Origin of the sequence: Flavobacterium limnosediminis JC2902 (genome assembly GCF_000498535.1) — a bacterium.
GTDB classification, from domain to species: Bacteria; Bacteroidota; Bacteroidia; order Flavobacteriales; family Flavobacteriaceae; genus Flavobacterium; species Flavobacterium limnosediminis.
Genome location: NZ_AVGG01000019.1, coordinates 225594 through 248677 on the forward strand (window position 1 = coordinate 225594; position 23084 = coordinate 248677).

The 23084-nt window shown below is 41.0% G+C and carries 16 protein-coding genes; 2 read left to right on the forward strand and 14 right to left on the reverse strand.

Annotated elements, in window-relative coordinates; all coding sequences use genetic code 11:
• Window positions 1-86 precede the first annotated feature (86 nt).
• From FLJC2902T_RS13910 to argS, 9 genes are all read right to left on the reverse strand, one after another.
• On the reverse strand, window positions 87-3275 hold the full coding sequence (locus tag FLJC2902T_RS13910; RefSeq protein ID WP_023580448.1) for an efflux RND transporter permease subunit: 3189 nt from the start codon (window positions 3273-3275) through the stop codon (window positions 87-89).
• Between the two features lie 46 nt (window positions 3276-3321).
• Window positions 3322-4407, reverse strand: coding sequence for an efflux RND transporter periplasmic adaptor subunit (locus tag FLJC2902T_RS13915; protein ID WP_035678831.1), 1086 nt, complete (start codon window positions 4405-4407; stop codon window positions 3322-3324).
• A 10-nt stretch (window positions 4408-4417) separates the two neighbouring features.
• Window positions 4418-5731, reverse strand: a complete 1314-nt coding sequence (locus tag FLJC2902T_RS13920; RefSeq protein ID WP_023580450.1) for a TolC family protein — start codon at window positions 5729-5731, stop codon at window positions 4418-4420.
• A gap of 133 nt (window positions 5732-5864) precedes the next feature.
• Window positions 5865-6059 carry a hypothetical protein gene (locus FLJC2902T_RS13925; RefSeq protein ID WP_023580451.1) on the reverse strand — a complete coding sequence of 65 codons (195 nt, stop codon included), beginning with the start codon at window positions 6057-6059 and terminating at the stop codon, window positions 5865-5867.
• A gap of 62 nt (window positions 6060-6121) precedes the next feature.
• Window positions 6122-6457, reverse strand: coding sequence for a hypothetical protein (locus tag FLJC2902T_RS13930; RefSeq protein WP_155958918.1), 336 nt, complete (start codon window positions 6455-6457; stop codon window positions 6122-6124).
• Between the two features lie 65 nt (window positions 6458-6522).
• Window positions 6523-8208: an MBOAT family O-acyltransferase gene (locus tag FLJC2902T_RS13935; protein WP_023580453.1), complete on the reverse strand. Its 1686-nt coding sequence runs from the start codon at window positions 8206-8208 to the stop codon at window positions 6523-6525.
• Between the two features lies 1 nt (window position 8209).
• Complete coding sequence (locus tag FLJC2902T_RS13940; RefSeq protein WP_035678834.1) at window positions 8210-9631, reverse strand: GDSL-type esterase/lipase family protein; 1422 nt, start codon at window positions 9629-9631, stop codon at window positions 8210-8212.
• Window positions 9621-11072 (reverse strand): GDSL-type esterase/lipase family protein, encoded by a 1452-nt coding sequence (locus FLJC2902T_RS13945; RefSeq protein ID WP_023580455.1) that lies wholly within the window; start codon window positions 11070-11072, stop codon window positions 9621-9623. Before FLJC2902T_RS13945 ends, FLJC2902T_RS13940 begins: the two co-directional genes overlap by 11 nt.
• Before the next feature lie 112 nt (window positions 11073-11184).
• On the reverse strand, window positions 11185-12960 hold the full coding sequence (gene argS / locus FLJC2902T_RS13950; RefSeq protein ID WP_023580456.1) for an arginine--tRNA ligase: 1776 nt from the start codon (window positions 12958-12960) through the stop codon (window positions 11185-11187).
• A gap of 304 nt (window positions 12961-13264) precedes the next feature.
• Between argS and FLJC2902T_RS13955 the strand changes: the two genes are divergently transcribed.
• Window positions 13265-15757 (forward strand): TonB-dependent receptor domain-containing protein, encoded by a 2493-nt coding sequence (locus FLJC2902T_RS13955; protein ID WP_023580457.1) that lies wholly within the window; start codon window positions 13265-13267, stop codon window positions 15755-15757.
• A gap of 80 nt (window positions 15758-15837) precedes the next feature.
• Here the strand turns inward: FLJC2902T_RS13955 and FLJC2902T_RS13960 are convergent, their stop codons facing one another.
• Together FLJC2902T_RS13960 and FLJC2902T_RS13965 are read right to left on the reverse strand one after the other, a co-directional pair.
• Window positions 15838-16503 (reverse strand): sterol desaturase family protein, encoded by a 666-nt coding sequence (locus tag FLJC2902T_RS13960; protein WP_023580458.1) that lies wholly within the window; start codon window positions 16501-16503, stop codon window positions 15838-15840.
• A 91-nt stretch (window positions 16504-16594) separates the two neighbouring features.
• Window positions 16595-17605, reverse strand: a complete 1011-nt coding sequence (locus tag FLJC2902T_RS13965; RefSeq protein ID WP_023580459.1) for a 3-oxoacyl-ACP synthase III family protein — start codon at window positions 17603-17605, stop codon at window positions 16595-16597.
• Window positions 17606-17794: 189 nt separating this feature from the next.
• Between FLJC2902T_RS13965 and FLJC2902T_RS13970 the strand changes: the two genes are divergently transcribed.
• Window positions 17795-20212, forward strand: a complete 2418-nt coding sequence (locus tag FLJC2902T_RS13970) for a S9 family peptidase (RefSeq protein ID WP_023580461.1) — start codon at window positions 17795-17797, stop codon at window positions 20210-20212.
• Between the two features lie 104 nt (window positions 20213-20316).
• Here FLJC2902T_RS13970 and FLJC2902T_RS13975 read toward each other — a convergent pair whose 3' ends face one another.
• The 3 genes from FLJC2902T_RS13975 to FLJC2902T_RS13985 form a co-directional block, all read right to left on the reverse strand.
• Window positions 20317-21261, reverse strand: a complete 945-nt coding sequence (locus tag FLJC2902T_RS13975) for an ABC transporter ATP-binding protein (protein ID WP_023580462.1) — start codon at window positions 21259-21261, stop codon at window positions 20317-20319.
• Window positions 21262-21792: 531 nt separating this feature from the next.
• Complete coding sequence (locus tag FLJC2902T_RS13980) at window positions 21793-22479, reverse strand: OmpA family protein (protein WP_023580463.1); 687 nt, start codon at window positions 22477-22479, stop codon at window positions 21793-21795.
• 16 nt (window positions 22480-22495) lie between these two features.
• Entirely contained in the window at window positions 22496-23002 is a 507-nt protein-coding gene (locus FLJC2902T_RS13985; protein ID WP_023580464.1) for a lipocalin family protein, read from the reverse strand.
• Between the last annotated feature and the right edge of the window lie 82 nt (window positions 23003-23084).

The window sequence follows — 23084 nt, forward strand, 5'->3', positions numbered from 1 at the left end:
TTTATTTTTCAGTGGTCATATATGTTATCGCTTTATTTTCGTAGGTGTATGCTTGCGCAAACTTCTTGTTAATGGCGATTTCATCGTTATTCGTATTTGTGTTTTTCAGTTATGTAATAAATCAGCGGCACTACAATCAGTGTTAATAATGTGGATACGATAGCACCTGCCACCAGTGAAATCGCCAACCCTTGGAAAATCGGGTCAAACAAGATGATGGAAGCTCCGATTACCACAGCACCTGTCGTCAGTAAAATGGGTGTGGTTCTTACCGCTCCGGCTTCAATGATAGCCTGCTTTAACGGCGCACCTTCCTTGAGTCGGATTTCGATAAAATCGATGAGCAACACCGAGTTCCGCACCATAACTCCCGCCAAAGCAATCATTCCGATAAAGGATGTTGCGGTGAAGAAAGCACCTAACAACCAGTGGCCCAATACAATTCCGATTAACGATAACGGAATGGCCATCATCATGACAATCGGCGTTTTGAAATTCTGGAACCAGCCCACAATCAGCATGTAAATCACTATAATCACGATTAAAAATGCCGCTCCCAAATCACGGAAGACTTCCAAAGTAATCTGCCATTCACCATCCCATTTCACGGTGAAATCGCTTTCATCCGAAGGTTGTTCCATGTACAGTTCGTTCACTTTATAGCCTTTCGGCAACTTCATTTGCTGCAATTTCTCATTCATCCCCAAAATCGCATACACCGGACTTTCCAATACACCCGCCATATCAGCAGTTACATACACCACACGTTTTTGGTCTTTACGGTAAATCGTTTTTTTCAGTGTTTCGTTTTTTACTTTTACCAGATCGCTCACCGGAATCATAGTCCCTTGCGCCGATTTGATTTTAATGTTCTGAATATCCTGCAGACTCGTTTTCTCCTTATCATCCAAAGCCAATACGATTCCGATATTGTCGTTCGAGTTTTCATCATACAATCGGGAAACCGGATATTCTTTCATGATTGTGGTTAACGTGGCTACCACCTGCTGAGGCGCTACACCGTACAACATGGCTTTTTCTTTGTCGACTTCCAATTTGTATTCGGTTTGATTGTCTTCGGTCATCCAATCCACATCAACGATATCCGAAGTCGTTTCCAGTATGGTTTTTACCTGATTCGCCACTTCAATCTGCTCCTCATAATTCGGTCCGTAAATCTCGGCTACCAAAGTCGACAATACCGGTGGTCCCGGCGGCACTTCAATCACTTTCACATTAGCGCCGTATTTTTTGGCAATCTTCTGAATTTCCGGACGCACTGCTTTCGCGATGTCGTGACTCTGTTCGCTTCGGTCTTCCTTGTGCAGTAAATTCACCTGAATATCGGCCATATTGCTTCCGCCACGCATGTCGTAATGACGCACCAAACCATTGAAGGTAATGGGCGCAGAGGTTCCCACATAATTCTGGTAACTCACCACTTCCGGACGTTGGGAAAGGTATTGCGCAATTTCTTTTGTAACCGCCGCAGTGCGCTCCAGCGTAGTTCCTTCCGGCATATCGATTACCACCTGAAATTCGTTTTTGTTATCAAAAGGCAGCATTTTTACAGCTACCGATTTGGTAAAGAACATCAACACCGAACCCAATAACAGGACAATCGTAATTCCGAACATAATCAAACGCTTTTTGGAACTTTCCAAAAACGGACGCTCAATTTTATTGTAGATTTTATAAATCCAACTCGTTTCCAAACCTTGCTCCTCTTTGTGTTTTTGCTCATCTTTTTCCTGAAGCAAATGATACCCCAAATAAGGCGTCACCGTTAAGGCTACGAACAAGGACAAAATCATCGCAATGGAAGCACCAATAGGCATCGGACTCATATACGGCCCCATCATTCCCGATACGAAAGCCATCGGTAAAATAGCCGCAATAACCGTAAATGTTGCCAGAATAGTAGGGTTTCCGACTTCATTGATCGCATAAATCGCGGCCTGCTTGAACGGGAGTCGCTTCATTTTAAAGTGACGGTGCATGTTTTCGGCGATGATAATACTGTCATCCACCACAATTCCCACCACGAACACCAGGGCAAAAAGGGTGATTCGGTTTAGCGTGTAGCCTAATAAATAATAACTGAAAAGTGTCAGCGCAAACGTTAACGGTACGGAGAAGAAAACCACCAGTCCGCCGCGCCATCCCATGGCAAACATTACCAGAAGCGTTACGGCAATAATAGCTACACCCAAGTGCAACAACAACTCGCCTACTTTATGCGACGCGGTTTCTCCGTAGTTACGGGTCACTTCCACATGAACGTCACTTGGAATCAATGTTTTCTTTAATGCTTCTACTTTGGTGATGATTTTCTCAGAGATTTTCATCGCATCGGCACCTTTCACTTTGGCTACCGAAATCGTTACCGCGGGATATTCTGAAGTATTTTTCGCTCGCGCCTCATTTCCGGTTCCGTATCCGAAAGACACATAACTTTTTGGCGATGAGGGTCCGTCCTGAACGGCTGCCACCTGTTTTAAATACACCGGCATGTTTTTGTTTACACCTACAACCAGATTCTCCACATCTTCATCCGACGTTAAAAAATTCCCTGTAGTCAACAAATACTCCTGGTCTTTGCTTACAAAACTTCCGGATTGTGATTGTTGGTTGTTGGCCTGAATCATCTGTACTACCGAAAGGGCATCGATTCCGTTTTCAGCTAACTTATCTTTGTCCAAAACCACTTTCAGTTCGCGGTTTCTTCCTCCGATTTTATTGGTAATGGCTACGTCCTTTACTTTTTCGATTTCATTGGTCAACTCACCGGCAATCTGGCGTAACTCGTAGTCATCGTATTTTTCACTCCACAACGTCAGTCCCAACATCGGAACATCGTCTATGGAACGGGTTTTCACCATCGGTTGCATCACGCCCTGAGGCATGTTCATAGCATTTTTATTCAATTCGTCGTACAATTTCACATACGAACGTTCGATGTCTTCGCCCACATAAAACTGAACAATCAACATCGCCTGACCGTTCATGGCCATACTGTGTACGTGCTCTACCCCTTTGATATTGGAAATCACTTTCTCCAGAGGTTTTACCACACGGCTTTCCACTTCGGCAGGGCTTGCTCCCGGATAACCCACCATTACGTCGGCCATCGGAACATTAATTTGCGGTTCTTCTTCCCTCGGAATTAAGAACGAGCTGTATACGCCTATCATCATCAAAGCCACCATCAACAAAATGGTTAATTTCGAGTTGATAAAGAAATTGGCTATTTTTCCTGAAATACCTTCTTGCATAATTTCTTTTGTTTAAAGTTTACAGTTAACGGTTAACGGTTTACAGTTACTGAACACTGATTTTCGCGCCATTAACCAATTTCCCTTCGGCTTCAATCACATAACTTTCGGAAGCGTTTAAGCCTGAAAGCACTTCCACTTGATTTCCGAACGATTTACCGGTTTTAATCCAACGCAATAACGCAGTGTTATTGGATCCGACCACATAAATTCCGGTTAACTGACCTTGTTTCACCAAAGCGCTTTCGGGTACTAAAACCACATCGCTTTCGTTTGTTTTAATCGTTTTTTCAACAGGAAAATGTATGTTGACAAACATTCCGGATAAGGTAGCCGCATCAGTTTTATCTAAATTCACTTTCACTAAATATTGTCCGCCTGTGTTTTTGGCTGATAAACTGATTTCCGACACATTCCCGGTCAGTTCTTTGTTTGAGGATTTCACCAGTACTTTCACCGGCATTCCGTTTTTGATGGAAGTGATGTCCGATTCAGAAACCATCGCGGTTACCTGAAGACGTCCCGAACCTTCGATGCTCACCAGCGGCATACCCGGATTCGCCATATCGCCTTCTTTCACAAATGTATTGGTCACAACACCCGAAAAAGGAGCGGTTATGTTCGAATAGGAAAACTGGGCCAGTACTTCATTTCGCATTTGTCTTGCGGCTTCCAGTCCGGCTTTTGCCATTTCGTAACGCGCGGTCATATCGTCCAGTTCTTTTTGCGACGCACTTTGCTGACTGTACAGGTTTACGAAACGATCATAATCTTTCTTCGCATTTTTATAAGCGGCTTCTGCCTGAATAATGGATGCGTCCACCTGTGCTTTTCTTGCCTGTAAATCGGTACTGCTCACTGCTACCAGAAGTTGTCCGGCTTTTACATTCTGACCAACTTTTACGTTTACTTTTGTCACATACCCCATCATTCGGGTACTTAAGTTGGCACTGTTTTCGGCTTCAATTTTTCCGCTTGCGGTTACAAACGGGCTTCCCGAATCACCGGAAGGCGTGCTCACTTTTACGGAAACTGTCGGTTGAACAACTGCTTCCTGTTTTTTATCTCCGGAACAATTCGCCAAAAAAACAGCGGTTCCGATTATCATTAAAGATTTACTGATTCTATTCATGGTAGTTGATTTATTGTGTTAGAAATTGTTGGTATTGTTGTGTGAAATTGTATTCGAAAACCGCTTGCAGATACTCCAGTTCTTTTTGGGCCACTTGGGTTTCCGATAACAAAACATCGGTCGTTTTTTCAAGTCCTTGCGTGAATCGGTTTTTACGGATTCTTTGCGCTTCCTGCGATTGTTCGAACGCTAATCGGGAAAGGTTTACTTTATTTTCAGCGTCCAGCAACTGACGGTTGGTTTTGTTCAGTTCCAACTGACTTTGCGCTTTGTACTGTTTCACATCCAATTCGGATTTCTGGAAATCGGCTTTTACCTTTTGAGATTTTCCGATGGTTTTATAACCGTCAAACAACGACCAGGAAAGCTGTGCTCCCAGTACATAACCGCTGGCTCCCATTCCGAAAAGTTGCGTATCATACAATTCATACGAACCAAACGCATTCAGACGCGGAAGAAAACTCATTTTTCCGGATTGCATCATTTTGCGATAGGCTTCACTGGATTTGTTCATCGCCTGAAGGTCTTTACGGTTATCGGACAATGTCGCCGTTAATGAAGTCACCGCAATAGCATTTTCCAGTGCTTCCGTTGGCAGATATACTTTTCCGGTCATCTCTTCCTGAAGCAGAAACGCTAAATAATCGGAGGCATTCTGCACATTGCTTTTTGCGTATTGCAGTTGATTTTTCACATCGTTTACACGTACCTGAACAGACAATACATCGGTTTTTTGCAGATACCCCTGTTTGAAATTATTTTCTACATATTTCAGTGTCGCTTCGGAAGTTGTATTGGCTTTTTCCAGCACTTTTACTGCTTTGTACGCCAACTGCAATTGCATAAACGCTTTGTTCAGTTCCAGCTGAAGGTATTCTTTGGAGCGTTCGGTTTGCAACTGATAAGCTTCCATTTTGGCTTTGGCTGCCTGCCTTCCGTAGATTCCGTCGACATTGATTAAAGGCTGTACTACTTCAATTTTAGTTGCATAATTTTGAGTCACTTCCGGATTATTCAGCAACGTCGGGTTAAAATCGGATGCCGTTAAAATTTCCTGATTCAGTTTCGAACCGAAAGCCATTAACGGATTTGTAGTGGTTAATACAGTGTGCGAAGCCGAAATACTCGGTAAAAAGAGGGAATTCGATTGGCGGTAATCGGCCTGAGCGGATTTGAATTCCTGATTGGAAATTTTCAATTGGAGGTTGTTCTCGGAGGCTTTCTGCCACAAATCGTTTTTGGAAATTCGGAGTGTATCCTGAGCCATCATCGCTTGTGAGACAGCGAAAATTCCCAATAATGACAGTTTGATTTTATTTTTCATAACATTTACTTATTCCTGATTATGGAGCAAATGTATGACGGGAAAAAAGTGTAGTCAGTAACAAGTGTTACATACACCATAAAACAAAAAACGCCTCGATTTCTCGGGGCGTCTAACTGATAATCTTAAAGAATTATGCTTTCTTAGCAGCACAACAAGCTTTTTTCTCACCTGAAGCACATGCTTTCTTCTCTTCTTTAGAGCAAGCTTCTTTTTTTGTTGTAGTTGCTTCTTTTTTAGCTGGACCAGCTTGTTTTTTCTCTTGAGCAGTTACGTTCATTGATACTGTAAATAATGCTACTGCTAAAATTGCTACGATATTTTTCATAATGTTTTATTTTAAAATTTATTTGTTTGTTTTTTTATTTGAATTTGATTGATGTTTCTGAATTAAGAAGTCATTTCCGGCGGATGCCAGAATGTATTGTAATATTTGGGTATAAACGTTTTTTCGTAAATTAAATTTTCCTGCTTTTCAACTTCAAAAGTTACCGGAATAGAAAGGTTCTGAATCTGTTGCACAATAAACTGTCCCGCCGAAAAATTGATATTCAGCACACATTTTTCTTTCTGACAGCCATCCTGCATTTCATCGCCCCGGCAACAGCCGCTTTTTTCGACCACAGCCATGCAACTGTCTGAAACATGCGACTTTACAACACGAACTGTCTGCGCTCCTGTCAGAAGCACAAAGTAGCATGTTAGTATTGCTGTAAATAATTTCATCGGTTCAAATATAGAAATAAATTTGAATCATGAAAGTTTTTGAATACTTATTATTTTCTTAAAATTTAAAACTGGAAATAAATAAAGGGCTGCGGACCAGCAGATGCCGTGGCATAAACCAACCAATACACCAATCCTAAAAGTACGGCTTTCAGAATAACCGGCAGGGCTTTGAAAACGTTTTGCATTTGCTCTACCCATTTTTCAGGAAGGTAATGCCAAGCAAATCCAATCGCCATAAGCAGGAATACATTTTTATAACCTTGCGCTACAATTTTCCACTGTTCCCAATCGAAAGTAACTTTTCCGATGTTGTTTATCAGTTCCAACGCTATTGTAAAATCTTTGGCGCGGAAGAAAATCCAACAAAACGTTACAAAATGAAAGGTAATCAGGACCGAAATCACCAGCCAGACATAGCCCAAAAACGATTGTTTTCCGTCTTTTCGGGAAGGGAAAAATTCCAGAATAATTTTATGAACCGCTAATCCCATTCCGTGCAAAGCGCCCCAAATAATGAAACGCAAACTCGCACCGTGCCATAATCCGCCCAATAACATCGTGGTCATCAGGTTGACATTGGTAAACATGGTACGCTCTTTTTCTTTCGACAATAAAAAGGTCAATGCAAAAAGGGAGGTCGCAGAAACGGCTACTATCAACGGAATATTGCTTGTGGGCGCATACGTGATTCCCCATAAAATCAATCCGAAGAAAAACAAAGCAGGAAACAAGAATCCGGCAAAAGTTCCGTAACGGTTACCACCTACTGAAATATATAAAAAGTCTTTTAACCAGGTTGACAATGAAATATGCCATCTTCTCCAGAATTCGGTTATCGAAGCCGATTGATATGGTGTTCTGAAGTTCGTCGGCAATTTAAATCCAAGCAATAAGGCAACTCCGATAGCCATATCCGAATAACCCGAGAAATCGCAATAAATCTGAATCGCATAGCCGTATGACGCCATCAGATTCTCAAAAGCCGTATAAGCGGAAGGCGCATCAAAAACACGATCCACAAAGTTGATGGAAATATAATCGGAGATGACCGTTTTCTTAATCAATCCGCCAATAATCAATAAAAAGGCGCGGTTAATATCGTCTTTGGTAACGTTTAATTTCTGATAAATCTGCGGCAGGAAATCTTTCGCACGCACGATCGGACCGGCCACTAACTGCGGGAAGAACGACACGAAAAACAGGTAATCCACGTAGTTTTTTGTCGGTTCAATCTCCTTGCGGTAAATCTCAATGATATAACTTATCGACTGAAACGTATAGAACGAAATCCCGACAGGAAGAATGATTTTCTGAAATTCGAAATGACCGTCTGTAGCCAGATTATAGGTGTCAATCACAAAATTTGTATACTTGAAATAACCCAAAAAACCCAAATTCAGAACCACACTGAACGCCAGACACAATTTCTTATTCAGTACGCTTTGGGTACGATGCACCAGATTTCCGAGATTATAATCGACTATAGAAGAACCCAATAACAACAAAAAGAAAATCCCACTCGACTTGTAATAAAAAAATAAGGAAAACAAAATCACGTATACCAATCGTGGGTAAAACGTATTTTTAAGTGCGATGTAAATACTGTAAAAAACCAAAAACAGTCCTAAAAAAAGACCGGTATTGAACAAAATAGGTTCTTTCGGATTGTAAACAAACCAATTCTGAACCGTTTCTGCGTTAATGGATGTAAAAAGTGAGGCAATATTTTGGGTAAACCAATCCTGCATATTATTTCTTCTTTATTGCTTTAAAATTCTCGTAAGCGTCCAACAGTGCCTGACTGAAAAGCGCTCCCTGTTTTTCATACCCCGTCTTTGTGTAATGTACCTTATCCCCCGACATCAAGCCCTGACGGTAATTTCGGTTCACCCCATACATGCCGCCCATAATGGCAAACAAATCCCATGAAGCGTGATTTACCGTTGCGGCCTGCGTATTGACAGCACGTGCGTAATCATCGGCAAAACGGTTCAGCGAACGACGGTACAGTAGTGAGGGTGGTGTGGACATCACCAAAATTTCCGCATTCGGATTCTTAACTTTGATATTGGCGATGAAGGTATTCAGCTGGCTCATATAATCCTGAACCGGCATTTTATCGAAAGTCTCGTTAGTTCCCAAAGAAACGATTATCAGATCCGCTTCCAAGGCGGGAACCTGATTGAAAAATTGCGGATATTTGTTGTAATCGGAGGCTTTGGCGCCGTTTACACCAATGGCGCTGTAGGTGATCCCGGGCGTATTATTTTCAAAAACCAATCCATTTAAGGCAAAATTCGAAGCACTTTTGTTCGGAATCAGGTAAATCTTATCCATCAGCGTTTCCGAATAAAAAGAATGCGAATTGGTATCTTCAGTCAGCGGAAGCGGAATAAACTCGGAACGTTTAACGCTTTTTTTCTGCATTTCGTTCGTTGGGATTTTCAGCGTTTTTCCGGCACGGATTTTATCTGATTTCAGCCCGTTAGCTTTTTTTAACTGCGATACGGAAACATTGTATTTGTCGGCTATGATGGAAATTGCTTCCCCGTCTTTGATTTTGTGCACGATTTTCTTGGGCACATTCGACTCCAATGCTATCGTTTTCGAACTCGTGGCCACGTCAAACATTGAAGCATTATCAGGCGTGACTATTTTCAGGGTGTTAAACTGATAATTGTTGTCCCTAACATTAACTTCTATTGCAAACCCTTTGCTTCTGGTCGACAAAGAAATACCGCTAAGACCAACCGGACTGTTGCTTTTTTCTTTCGTTATTTTATGCGTATTCCAATCGGCATTGGAAGAATATTTCATGAAATAATTGCCGTTGGTTCTTGCTAAATTGTGCGGAAAGGAAAATCCCAAACCACCGTTTCCGAATTTATCCTGAAGATTTTTTCGGATAACCCCCGTAAACAAATCGGCCTGAATATGGGAATCCCCGATATGAACCACGCGCACTTTACCGGTTTTGGCGGTTTCCAGCACATATAACTTCTCGAAAAACTTTTCTAAGGCTTTGGTGTTGGAAATGGCATTTTCGCCGTAGCTCACTTTTTCCTCCATTCCCAGCGTATCGACTTCTACCAGGGTAGAATCGACCACCTGAGCTGTAAGTGTTGCCGAAAACAGCAGTCCGAAGAAGACTATGAAAAGTTTATTCCACATGAACGCTGTCGGTTTTAATGCTTACGCTGTCAATTTTCACTACAGGTTTTGCTTGTTTTCTGTTGGCACGCAAACGTTTGAATTGCTCATAACCACTATAAACCTGATCGTAAATCATGCCTGAAATTTTCTTGGCACCGCGGTAATTAAAATGCGTGTAATCTTTATTGGCGGCAGCCGGAACTTCTTCCACCCATTTCACAATAGCCCCGTCGCCTCCCATCAGTGTGTACAAATTCACGTAACCGGCTTGTGCCTGAATGGCGTATTTTTTCTGCGCTTTTGTCAACGGAACCACAGCCGAATCCGTTTTCATTTCCATATCGTATTTCGTCGCCTTATCCGCAGTGGAAACAACCAAAATCGCAACACCCGGGAAACATTCTTTCAAATGATCCACTACTCTTTTCATGCGTTTTTCGTACCAGGTGTAATTTAACGAACCGTAATTCAACACGTTGGTTCCGTAATGAAGAACAATCAAATCATATCCCAGTTTTTCATGAAACTGACGCATTACTTGGGCATTGAAGGTAGAAATCGGTAAGCCTGAATTCCCCCTGTTCGAGAAATTATCCACATGCACCCCTTTTCCGTCGTCGAAATTCATCCCATAAACCGGAATGGAATCGGCATTAATGAAATCCAGTTTTAAACTTTTTGTTGTGTTTCCGACAACCAGCGTATTCACCAGTTTATTTGGCGAAAGCTTCTTGTAAATGGTATCATTACCCACTTTAAAGGCAACTTTCCCACTTTTATTATTTGATTTCCCGTAGAAAAGAGTCGGATTGTATAATTCGGATAAATGCTGAAGTTTACTGGCTTTGTATTTTACCCACTCGACATTCGCAGTATCATTCGCAAAAAACACATGACCGTTCACCCCGAAAGGACTGCGCGGTTTTTTAACGTTCAGATAGGATTGGGTTTTCCAGTTACCTGAAAATTCGTGTTTGATGGAATTACGTGAAGCCGCCGATTCCGAAGTGATGTTCACGAAACCTACGCCCTGACCTCCGAACTTGTTCTGAAAATTCGATCGAAAATCCTGAACAATCATATCACCGTCGGTCATGGAATCACCGAAATACGCTATACGGACATTTCCTTCGTGTTTGGTTTCTAATTGAAACAGCTTTTCGTAAAACTGAACCAAATGCTGAAATCCTTTGTAATCCTCGTATTTCTCATCCGGAAACGTGATGCCGTCTACTGCGGTAAAAGAAATCGGCTGATTGGAAAGCGTGTCGCCATCCGTTGCATTTTTATCCTCTTCCAAAGCTTCCAAAAGCAAACTGTCAATTACCACATTTTTGGAATCGACCGTACTTTCCGAAAAAAGTTTCTTTGGTAAAACCGATTTAAAAACAAGGAATGCCGCTATGGAAACAGCAAAAATTGTAAACGATTGAACAAAGTATGATTTATTTTGATTCATTTTATATTTATGAGTGAAAAGTCAAAAGGGATAAGGGAATAGTCAAAAACTTGTCCGTGGTAATTCTCTTCTCCCTTTTCCCTTTTCTCTTTTCCCTAGTCACTTTTATTTTTTACATTCTCTCCGGCACATTGATTCCCAACAAAGCAAATGCCGATTTAATCACTTCACCCACTTTTTTAGATAATTGTACTCGGAAGATTTTCTTCGCCTGGTCTTCTTCACCTAAAATGGAAACAGCCTGATAAAACGAATTGTATTCTCTCACCAAATCATAACTGTAATTCGCAATTAACGCCGGACTGTGGTTTTTCGCCGCATCCTGAATTACGATTGGGAATTCCTCAATTTGTTTCAGTAGTTCTTTTTCTTTTTCGTGGATTTCCACTGTCACGTTGGTATTCAGATCGAAATCGGCTTTTCTTAAGATCGATTGAATACGCGCATAAGTATACTGTATGAAAGGCCCTGTGTTACCAGCAAAATCAACCGACTCTTCCGGATTGAACATCATTCCTTTTCTTGGATCTACCTTAAGCATGTAATATTTTAAGGCACCTAATCCGATCGTCTTGTACAATTCGGCTTTTTCTTCTTCAGTATAACCTTCCAATTTTCCTAATTCTTCGGATATTTCTCGTGAGGTTACTACCATTTCTTCGATCAAATCATCGGCATCTACAACGGTTCCTTCACGGGATTTCATTTTCCCGGACGGCAATTCCACCATTCCATAAGACAGGTGATACAAACTTTCTGCCCAGTCAAACCCTAATTTTTTCAGAATTAAGAACAGTACTTTAAAGTGATAATCCTGTTCGTTACCAACCGTATACACCATTCCGCCCACATCCGGATTGTCTTTCACACGCTGAATCGCGGTTCCGATATCCTGTGTCATGTAAACGGCTGTACCGTCAGAACGTAATACGATTTTTCTATCTAAACCATCCTCGGTTAAATCAATCCAAACCGAACCGTCCGGATCTTTTTCGAAAATACCTTTTTCCAATCCGAACTGCACCACTTCTTTTCCTAATAAATAGGTATTGCTTTCATAATAGTACGAATCGAAATCCACACCTAGATCTTTATAGGTCACGGCAAAACCGTCGTACACCCATTGGTTCATGGTTTTCCAAAGTGAAACCACTTCCGGTTTTCCTGCTTCCCAGTCCAAAAGCATCTGCTGTGCTTCCAGAATCATCGGAGCCTGTTTTTTCGCTTCTTCTTCCGATTTACCTTCTGCCATTAGCGCAGTAATTTCGCCTTTATAAGCTTTATCGAATTCCACATAGTATTTCCCGACCAATTTATCGCCTTTCAAACCCGATGTTTGTGGTGTTTCTCCGTTTCCGAATTTCTGCCAGGCCAACATAGACTTACAAATGTGGATTCCACGGTCGTTGATAATTTGTGTTTTGTATACTTTCTTACCCGAAGCTTTGATGATTTCGGCTACGGAAGATCCCAAAAGAATGTTTCTTACGTGACCCAAATGCAGTGGTTTGTTCGTATTTGGTGATGCAAACTCCACCATAACCGCTTTGGCATCCTCTTTCGGAGTCACAAAACCGTAGTTTGATATATTTTTTATCTGATTGAAAAAATTCAGGTAATACGTGTCGGCAATCACGATGTTTAAAAATCCGGAAACCACGTTAAAACGGGCTACTTCCGACACATTTTGTACCAGATAATCACCTATTTTGTTTCCCAATTCCACCGGATTGCTTTTCACCAGCTTTAACAGCGGAAAAATTACCACGGTTATGTCGCCTTCAAACTCCCTGCGGGTCGCCTGAAATTCCACTTTTTCGAGTGTCACATCAAATATGTCCTGAACCGCTTTCTGGATTTTTTCCGTAAGAATTTGTTGAAGCATCATAATCTTTGAATTTTTAAGGGTGCAAAGATACGTTTAATTGCAGAATTTGAAAATTTGAATTTCACAAATTTCAACGTTGAAATCCAACACTTTACCGATTAATATTTACAATTCTGTATTTTTTTCAGAAATAGGTGTAACAAAATAACACTTTCCGAGTCTATTACTCGTAATCTGCGGAAGCACATCGGCAGTAGTAAAACACATTTCAATGACCAATAATAATCAAATAATCATCAATTAATCATCAATCAACCGAGGCGCAGCCGTACCGTTTGGAGCGCAGCGGAAAAAAATCAAAAGCATGAAACTCAAATTACTTATAATTTGCTTCCTAAGCGTTATCAGCACAACATTTGCACAAGCACCTTCCGCTGCCATTGGAAGCGTTTCGGGAAAAATAATCGACAAAGCCACTAAAGAACCGATTGGTTATGCATCGGTTTCGGTAAAAGAAGGCGAAAAAGTAATAACCGGAGCCATCACTCAGGAAAGCGGAAACTTCAACATTCCGAATCTGGAATTAAAAAGTTATACTTTAGAAGTGCAATTCATTGGCTATAAAACCCTTACAAAAGCATTCACATTAACAAACGCTGACAAGTCGATAAATTTCGGCACTATCGCTATCGAAGCCGAAGCTACGCAGCTGGAAGGCGTAAATATTGTAGCCGAGCGGTCCAACATCGTACAGAAAATCGACCGAAAAGTCGTGAATGTTGGGAAAGACTTAATCGCCTCGGGAACAACGGCTTCCGAAATAATGAACAACATCCCGACGGTCAGCATCGACCCTCAAACTAAAGAATTGAGTCTTAGAGGCAACACCAATGTTCGTGTTTTGATTGACGGAAAACCATCAAACATAGAAGCTTCCCAGTTATTGCAACAGATTCCGTCTTCCTCCATCAAACAAATCGAATTGATTACCAGTCCTTCCGCAAAATACAATCCGGAGGGGATGAGCGGTATCATTAATATCATTCTGCACAAAAACTCTAACGACGGTTTTAACGGTTCCATTAATGCCGGAGTTACTTTTGGTGAAACACCGAAAACCAATACGGCATTAAACCTGAATTACAGAGTCGGAAAAGTGAATTTCTACTCGAATTACGGGTATAATCACGGTATCAATGCGAATCACGGTTGGGTAAACAGTGCCAATCCGGGACAGGAAAATTTACAGAATTTCGAATTCAGAAATCTGGGCAATTCCCATGTTTTAAAATTGGGTATGGACTATTACATCAACGATAAAAATACGTTGTCCTTTTACACCAATCAGAATATCGCTCATACCGATGGATACGGACAAACGACGGTAAATTATTTCGACGCAGCCAATAACGACACGTATCAGCATTTCGACAACGAAAACGAAAACAAAACCCACACTTACGATTTGGCCTTCAAACACGATTTTGCCAAAAAAGGGGAAAACATAGAGTTCCAGGCCAACTATTCGAAAACCAAAAACAACGAGGATACCGATTACGACAATACTGAAACCATAACCAATGGTCCTTTATTCAAAGAATCAACAGCATTAAACCTGATTGATGGCGTTACGGATTATGCCCAGTTTAATATTGACTACGTTAACCCGATATCGGAATCACTGAAATTGGAATTGGGCGCGGAAAGCCGAATTCAAACAACTGAAAGCGATTTCGTTTCTACGGAAGACGGAAATGAATACATTACACCATATACGTTCTCCAAAGATTCTAACTACGATTTTACATTCGACAGAAACATTCATGCGGTCTATTCCAATTTCAGCAAACAATGGAATGCCAAATGGAGTTCGCAAATCGGACTAAGAGTGGAATATTATGAAATCAATGGTGATTTCCACCGAATTGACAACAGTTTCCAATCGAATCTGGTTCCCCAAACTTCAACAGAAACTCAGGACGATACCGTAACCGATGATATTTTCACCGTATATCCATCTGCGTTTGTAAATTATATGGTCGACGAAAAAAACTCGTTTAACTTTAACTATTCCAGACGTGTGGACCGCCCGAGTATCGGACAGTTAAGCCCAATCAGGGAATGGACTACACCATTGATGGAATCAAAAGGAAACCCAACACTGGAACCGCAATTCACCAACTCTATTGAAGTAAATTACACCCGAAACACCAAAATGGGTTCGATTACTTCCGGAGTATTTTACAGAAGAATCAATAATGAGATTTCCCGTGTGGTTTATAACGACCCAAACAATATCGACAGAAAAATTCTTTCTTACGACAATTTCGACGACAACAATGCATACGGAGTAGAAGCTTCGGCTAACCTGAAATTCACAAAATGGTGGGCTGCCAATGTAAGTGCCGATGCGTATTTTAAAACGGTTAAGGGTACCGTTCAAAACGCAATTACAAGTGAACTGGAAAACGCAGAGGCTGATGTGACTACTTTCAATGCCCGTATGAACAACACGTTCACAGCTACGAAAGATCTTCGTTTCCAATTGTTCGGAATGTACAGAGGGGAAGATTTAAGTTTACAATTTAAACGTGAAGCCATGTACAAAGCCGATCTTGGTCTGACTTACAATGTAATGAAAGGAAAAGGAACGTTCACTGCACGCTACAACGATATTTTCGACACCATGCATTTTGCTTTCGACGGAAACATCCCTTACAGACAATACGGTGCGTTCTACTGGGAAAACCAAACGTTCTACTTTGGATTCAACTATATGTTTGGAGGCGGAAAAAACAGAGCCTTACAACGCAAACAACGTGATGCCAACGAAACTCAGGGCGGCGGAATGTTCTAAAAATGAGTTTTTTTTAGTTTTTCAATTTTATATTACCCCAAAAAAAAACCGGAGAATGTCAACTCCGGTTTTTTTAATTGTTATTTATCAAATTTCAGGGCATCTGCTTTTTCTTTGTCCTCTTTGTGCTTGCGCAGATCAAAAGTGGTTCCGAAAATCTTATCCCAAAAAGTATTACTGACTCCATATCCCAAATGCTCATTTCTGTAATGATGCATCTGATGGTTGCGCCATAAAGGTCGCATAAATTCAAATGGCGGTTCAATGGCATGAATAGCATAATGCATGGAAGCATAAAGCAGATAACCGAACATGAATCCAGGAAAAAAAGCCCAATTGTAATCCCACAAAAGAAGATAATGCAATCCGAATAAAACGGAAGACAGAATCAGACTCGGAACCGGCGGCATAAACAAACGAGTCTTGTCCTTTGGATACTCATGATGATTGCCGTGCATTACATAGGCCACTTTTTTCATTCGGATATTCTCGCTTACCATGTGAAACAAATAGCGGTGTGCTAAATATTCAAAAAAAGTCCAATACAGCATTCCGCCTACAAAAAGTCCGCATATCAGCAAACCCGACAAACCGTAAACCGTGTTGGCTCTGAAAATCAGATAAGCCAATATCGGAATATACATACTCCATATCAGTATAGGATTGCCCTTGGTGAGCATCTCCAGGTATTTATTCTCAAATAATCTTGCCTGACCTTCGTTGAATACAACTGCTCTTTTTGCCATTTGTCTTATTATTTATGATTAACCTCTTAAAGTTATAAATAAATTTCAAAAAAGAACAAACAAAAATCACTGATTTAACACAAAAGTAAAATTACCATCGAATAATAACACTTCCCCACGTAAACCCACTTCCGAAGGCAGCCAGAACAACCAAATCGCCTTCTTTAATCTTTCCTTTTTCCCAGGCTTCAGTTAAAGCGATCGGAATGGATGCAGCCGTCGTGTTACCGTATTTCTGAATGTTATTATAAACCTGATCGTCCGTTAATTTGAATTTCTGCTGAATAAACTGTGAAATTCTCAGATTGGCTTGGTGCGGAATCAGCATATTGATATCCGAAACCTGCAGATTGTTCGTCTCTAAACCTTCGTTAATCACTTCACTGAAACGAACCACAGCATTCTTGAATACGAATTGTCCGTTCATATACGGATAGTAACTTTCATCGTTCGGATCGTTGTCGGCGATAATATCGGTTACCCATCGTTTTCCCATACCCGGAGCCTGCAATGCCAATTCTTCGGCGTGTTGTCCCTCCGAATGCAGATGCGTCGATAAAATTCCTTTTCCTTCCTCTTCCGTACGGCTCAAAACCGCTGCTCCGGCTCCGTCTCCGAAAATTACCGATACCCCGCGACCTCTTGTGGTCATGTCTAATCCTGTGGAATGTACTTCAGAGCCGATTACCAGAATATTTTTATACATTCCGGTTTTGATGAACTGATCGGCCACCGAAACCGCATACACAAACCCGGAACACTGATTTCTCACGTCAAGCGCGCCAACAGTTTTCAATCCCAAATCACGTTGCACCAAAACTCCTGGACCCGGAAAATAGTAATCCGGACTTAAAGTCGCAAAAATTACAAAGTCAATATCTTCTTTGGAGACCCCGGAACGTTCAATCGCAATTTTAGCGGCCTTTACGCCCATCGAAGTCGTTGTATCTTCTCCTCTTATGATGTGACGACGCTCCTGAATTCCGGTACGCTCCTGAATCCATTCATCGTTCGTATCCATTTTCTTGGACAAATCGTCGTTGGTAACTATATTATCGGGGACATAATAACCTAATCCCGAAATTTTTGAGTGGTATTTCATTATACTTTTATTACAAATAGAGTTGTAAATTTAATCATAATTGAAACCGGAATGCGTATTCGGCTTCAATTTTTTCGATGTAAAGAGTATATACCTGACAAATCCTTCATTTTTATTACTGTTTTTATCTTTTTTTCATCAGGTTATAGTACTTTAGTGGCTTTAAATTCATTAAACTAACCACTTTTTATGAAACTGTTCTATAAATCCGTATTTTTCTTATTGTTGAACACTCCGTTGTTCGCGCAGGAAAACCTCACCTATCAGAAGCCATCCAAGGAAATTTTAGCTTTGGCGGAATACGAAAGAGCACCATCGGTAAACATGGACACCAAAAAAGAATGGATGCTGTTATCTTATCGCAATACCTACAAAAATCTGGACGATCTGAATCAGGAGGAAATGCGATTGGGTGGTTTAAGAATCAATCCTACAACCAATATTTCCAGCACGGTTACTTATATCAGCAACCTGAAAGTGCGCCGCATAAAAGACAAGAATGAAATTCAGGTGACCGGACTTCCTGAAAACGCTAAAATCACCAATCTTTCCTGGTCACCGGACGAGAAGAAAATTGCGTTCACACACACCACAAATTCAGGAGTCGAACTTTGGATTCTGGATATTGCATCTGCGAAAGCGACCAAACTCACTTCCGACAATCTGAATGCCAACATGGGGGATCCGATAAACTGGTACCGCGACGGACAAAGTCTTTTGGTAAAAATGATGGCAGCCAATCGTCCGACTTTAATTGATATCAGAAAAGAACTGGCCACAGGACCAATAACTTCCAACAGCGAAGGAAAAGCATCGCAGAACCGAACCTTTCAGGACTTACTGAAAAACAAAACCGATGAAACCAATTTTGAAACATTGGTAACCTCAGAATTATACAAAATCGATTTAAACGGAAAGGCCGAATTATTCAAAAAAGCCGATATGTATTCAGGGGAAAGTTTTTCTCCTGACGGCAATTACATAATGATTTCAACCATACAGAAGCCGTTTTCCTACACCGTCCCATTAAGCCGCTTTCCGCAGAAAACCGTAGTGTATGACAAATCCGGAAACGAAATCAAAGTGGTGAATGAGGTACCGCTGAACGAAATCATGCCCAAAGGTTTCATGGCCGTTCGTCAGGGAAAAAGAAACATGAGCTGGAGAAACGACACTCCGGCAACATTGTGTTATGCTGAGGCTTTAGACGGTGGTGATCCTGCCAATAAAGTGGATTTCAGGGATGAAGTTTTCCTGTGGAGCGCGCCGTTCACTTCGGCACCTGCTTCATTGGCAAAAACACAGCAACGTTATTCAGGAATTACGTGGGGGAACGATAAAATTGCAGTGGTATACGACAGTTGGTACGACACCCGAAATACAAAAACCTATTTAATCAATCCGTTCAATCCGGCAGAAGCACCAAAGGTGATCTCCGACAGAAATTCGCAGGACATTTACTCCGACCCAGGAAAATTTGAAACCAAAAAGAATGTTTATGGCCGACAGGTTTTGGCTTTGGAAGGAGACACGGCGTACTTAATTGGAGACGGATTCACCAAAGACGGTCAGTTTCCGTTTATCGATGAATTCAATACCAAAACGCTGAAGTCGAAACGTTTGTACCAATCGGCATTCAAAAATAAAAAAGAAGATATTAAATCGATTGAAGATTATAAAAAAGGATTGGTTTTGGTTCAGATTCAGTCACCAACGGAATTCCCGAATTTCTACTTCCGTGATATCAAAGCGAAAGACAAAATCACACCGATAACAGCATTTAAGAATCCGTTCGAGAGTATTAAAAACGTATACAAAGAAGTAATCAAATACAAACGTAAAGACGGTGTGGAATTAACAGGAACATTGTACCTTCCGGCTAATTATGACCGAAAAGCGAAAAAGGAAAAACTTCCGCTGTTGATCTGGGCTTACCCTACCGAATTTAAAGACAAGAATTCGGCCGGACAATCCAGCCAGAACCCGAACGAATTCACATTTCCTAACTATGGTTCTTTCGTTTATTGGGTAACCAAAGGCTATGCGGTGCTTGACGATGCTTCGTTCCCGATTATCGGAGAAGGAAAAACAGAACCTAACGATACGTTCATCACACAATTAGTGGCCAACGGAGAAGCTGCCATTGACGCCGTGGATAATTTGGGATACATCAATCGTAAAAAAGTGGCTGTGGGCGGACATTCCTATGGTGCTTTCATGACCGCCAATTTATTAACACATTCCAATTTATTTGCCTGCGGAATTGCCCGCAGCGGTGCATACAACCGAACTTTAACACCTTTCGGATTCCAAAGCGAGCAACGAAACTACTGGGAAGCATCAAGCATCTACAACGGAATGTCACCGTTTATGACCGCCGAAAAAATGAAAACACCGTTATTATTAGTGCATGGTGAAGCCGATAACAATCCGGGTACTTTTACTTTACAGACAGAACGCTATTTCCAGGCACTGAAAGGATTGGGCGCACCAGCGAGAATGGTAATTTTACCAAAAGAATCACATGGTTATGCGGCTAAAGAAAATATTTTCCACCTGTTGTGGGAACAGGATCAGTTTTTGGAAAAATATTTGAAAACTAATTAATAATCAAAGATACCATCTGAATTGGCTGTCATTCCGATTTCCTTATAAAACGAAACCGGAATGACAGTCTTTATTTTTTAAAAGTAAATCCCGTTTTGCCTTGTTTAGCTGATCATTAAAGTAACCGAAGAATTAATTTCCAGTTCAGTATCGTGCTCGAAGAAAATCACCTTCCGGTCAAAAACCGCTTTAATCAGGTAATGACTTCCTTTAAAATAACATTGTCTTACGGTTACCTTCAAAAGACCGTTTTCCACCACCTTTAGCTGGTGCGGATACAGCAACACAGTTTCATCAGCATCGTCTGTCTCTATAAGTTGTGAGAGTTGCAACTCATTAACCTCTCCAAAAAGAGAAGCCACATATTTGTTTATGGGGTTGTTATAAATTGTCGCAGAATTTCCTTTTTCAATCACTTTTCCGTTTCTCAAAACAATGGTTTCATCTGCAAAAGAAAGTGCATCAACACTGTCATGCGTAGCGATAATAACGGTAATTCCCCTGGATTTCAGATAGGCGAATAAATTTCTTCGCAGGGCATTTTTTCTGAAATTATCAATATGACTGAAAGGCTCATCCAACAGCAAAACTTCCGGCTCTAAGGCCAAAACCCGGGCCAAAGCCACTCGTTGCTGCTGTCCGCCACTTAAATATTTCGCTTTCACATCGGCAAATTCGGCCATCTCCACGATTTCCAGCAGTTCCTGAATCCGATGTTTTTTTTCTTCAGGATAAAAATTGGACAGAAACTTACCCACATTTTCGGCAACCGTAATGTAAGGCATCAGATCAAAATCCTGCGCCAGATATTTCATGAACGGCATTCCAGGCACCAAATTATATTTCGGCCCCAATACTTCCGCATCGTCCCAGAAAATATGACCTTCATCCAGATCATACAAACCGTAAATCAGTTTCAGTAATGTACTTTTTCCGCACCCGCTTTCACCCAAAACCGCCACGTTTTTACCTTTGGGAATGGTAAAACCAATATTGTGAATAATTTTCTTTTCTGTATATCCGAAGGAAATAGTCTTAACCTGTAGCATTGTTTGTCATTAGAGCCGGCAAATTTAACGCCTATTAAACTATATTTGAATTTATTGACGGCATTTTTTCAACTAAATCACTCTTATATTTTTTTACCACCGATTTAAGGATTAGCGCTGATTAATCTGTGTAATAGGTGTTATCCGTGGCTTAAAATTTATAGAAACTCAAACCGCCAAGGCTGTACACGAAAACCTAAATGCAAAATAGTATCCTGAGTCATGCGAAATATACTAAGACCCTTAGTTTTAACCGTTTTTGAGGCCACTAGAACCCAATCCGCAAATCTGTCAACATAAAAAAATCCAGAACGAATTCTACTGTCTGGACACATCTCTAAAAAATAGTGTACAGATGATGCAGATTGAAAAGATTTGCACTGATTTCATATTCTTATTAAAAAACTTAGCCACGAATTCACTAATTAGTTTGTACAAATTAGTGAATTCGTGGCTAAAATTTTATTTAAATATTTGTGTCCAGACGGTAGGAACGAATCGGGATTTTATGTGCTAAATAAGGAATACAAATTAATTCCCCGCTTCTTTTTTAGCTTCCTGAATCATTTTTTCATTCGCCGTAATGGCAAATTCCACGCGTCGGTTCTGACTTTGTCCTTCTTTGGTATCGTTGGAAGCAATCGGCTGTTCCATACCCATACCCTTGGTAATAAATCTTCCCGGAGCCAAACCTTTTGAAATCAGATACTTTTTAACTTCTTCCGCTCTTCTTTCTGATAGCGCCAAATTATAGTCGGCTTTACCAACATTATCGGTAAACCCGTAAATATTGATATTGGTTTCGTTATATTCCTTAAAAACAGGGATTAACTTATCCAGATTAGCCTGCGCCTGAGGTGTAAGAGATGATTTATTGGTAGCAAAACGGATAGCGTCTTCTTTCAAAGTGATGTGAATGGCCTCTCCAACCCTTTCCACATCTGCACTAGGCAGCGCTTCGTCTATGGCACGGGCCTGTTTGTCCATCTTATTACCGATAATCGCCCCGGTACCGCCTCCTACGGCAGCTCCAATGGCAGCACCCCAGGCAGCACTGTTTTTACCTCCCGCCAACGCGCCAATTCCGGCACCTAAAAGAGCACCTCCCACAGCACCATAAGCGGCACCTTTCTGAGTGTTACTGGCAGACTTACAGCCTGTAAATAAAGTACTGACAACAAGCAGCAAAGCCAATGCGTAAATTTTATATGTTTTCATAATAATTGTTTTTTAATTAAGATCTCTGGAAATAATAGGTCACATTTTTCTTTTGTCCGCCAACATCGATAACGTCCACCAACTCAAAAGTATTCTCCGTTGCATTCTGGAATTTCAGATAATATCCTTGTGTCTGGTTTTTGGCCTTTGTGCCTTCCCCAACAAACTTTATCCCGAATTGCCCCTCTTTGCTCACCTGCCATTTCATAGCCGAAGTAAAAGCAGGACAACCTGACTGGTTTAAGGTAACGGTGCCGGTATTATTGTTTTGAACGAAGGTCCATGCACTGCCTTCAAAACACTTCGGATCGGCTACTCCAAAAGCATTCACCTTAAAATAACCGCTTCCCGGAAAGTCGGCACGCACAATTTTCCAGCTGCCGTTCAGATTTTTTTCAGATTTAGTATCCAGTTTAACAGCATTGGACGCACTCGCCGTTGCAGGCTTGGCAGCAGCACTGCTCCCTGATTTACAACTGATTGCCAACGCTAAAAAACAAACCAAAAGACCTATTTTTTTCATATTTCCTTGTTTTTATATTGCACCTAAAATTACAAAAAAAACTTAAAACAGAGTAATTTTCTTAAAATCTGTGAGTGTCATT

What these genes read in the sequence shown, in the direction of transcription:
- FLJC2902T_RS13925 (WP_023580451.1), bottom strand. Translation starts at nt 6,059, where the DNA reads ATGAAAAATATCGTAGCAATTTTAGCAGTAGCATTATTTACAGTATCA.
- FLJC2902T_RS13910 (WP_023580448.1), bottom strand. Translation starts at nt 3,275, where the DNA reads ATGCAAGAAGGTATTTCAGGAAAAATAGCCAATTTCTTTATCAACTCG.
- FLJC2902T_RS13940 (WP_035678834.1), bottom strand. Translation starts at nt 9,631, where the DNA reads ATGTGGAATAAACTTTTCATAGTCTTCTTCGGACTGCTGTTTTCGGCA.
- FLJC2902T_RS13915 (WP_035678831.1), bottom strand. Translation starts at nt 4,407, where the DNA reads ATGAATAGAATCAGTAAATCTTTAATGATAATCGGAACCGCTGTTTTT.
- FLJC2902T_RS13985 (WP_023580464.1), bottom strand. Translation starts at nt 23,002, where the DNA reads ATGAAAAAAATAGGTCTTTTGGTTTGTTTTTTAGCGTTGGCAATCAGT.
- FLJC2902T_RS13920 (WP_023580450.1), bottom strand. Translation starts at nt 5,731, where the DNA reads ATGAAAAATAAAATCAAACTGTCATTATTGGGAATTTTCGCTGTCTCA.
- argS (WP_023580456.1), bottom strand. Translation starts at nt 12,960, where the DNA reads ATGATGCTTCAACAAATTCTTACGGAAAAAATCCAGAAAGCGGTTCAG.
- FLJC2902T_RS13945 (WP_023580455.1), bottom strand. Translation starts at nt 11,072, where the DNA reads ATGAATCAAAATAAATCATACTTTGTTCAATCGTTTACAATTTTTGCT.
- FLJC2902T_RS13955 (WP_023580457.1), top strand. Translation starts at nt 13,265, where the DNA reads ATGAAACTCAAATTACTTATAATTTGCTTCCTAAGCGTTATCAGCACA.
- FLJC2902T_RS13980 (WP_023580463.1), bottom strand. Translation starts at nt 22,479, where the DNA reads ATGAAAACATATAAAATTTACGCATTGGCTTTGCTGCTTGTTGTCAGT.
- FLJC2902T_RS13965 (WP_023580459.1), bottom strand. Translation starts at nt 17,605, where the DNA reads ATGAAATACCACTCAAAAATTTCGGGATTAGGTTATTATGTCCCCGAT.
- FLJC2902T_RS13960 (WP_023580458.1), bottom strand. Translation starts at nt 16,503, where the DNA reads ATGGCAAAAAGAGCAGTTGTATTCAACGAAGGTCAGGCAAGATTATTT.
- FLJC2902T_RS13935 (WP_023580453.1), bottom strand. Translation starts at nt 8,208, where the DNA reads ATGCAGGATTGGTTTACCCAAAATATTGCCTCACTTTTTACATCCATT.
- FLJC2902T_RS13970 (WP_023580461.1), top strand. Translation starts at nt 17,795, where the DNA reads ATGAAACTGTTCTATAAATCCGTATTTTTCTTATTGTTGAACACTCCG.
- FLJC2902T_RS13975 (WP_023580462.1), bottom strand. Translation starts at nt 21,261, where the DNA reads ATGCTACAGGTTAAGACTATTTCCTTCGGATATACAGAAAAGAAAATT.
- FLJC2902T_RS13930 (WP_155958918.1), bottom strand. Translation starts at nt 6,457, where the DNA reads ATGAAATTATTTACAGCAATACTAACATGCTACTTTGTGCTTCTGACA.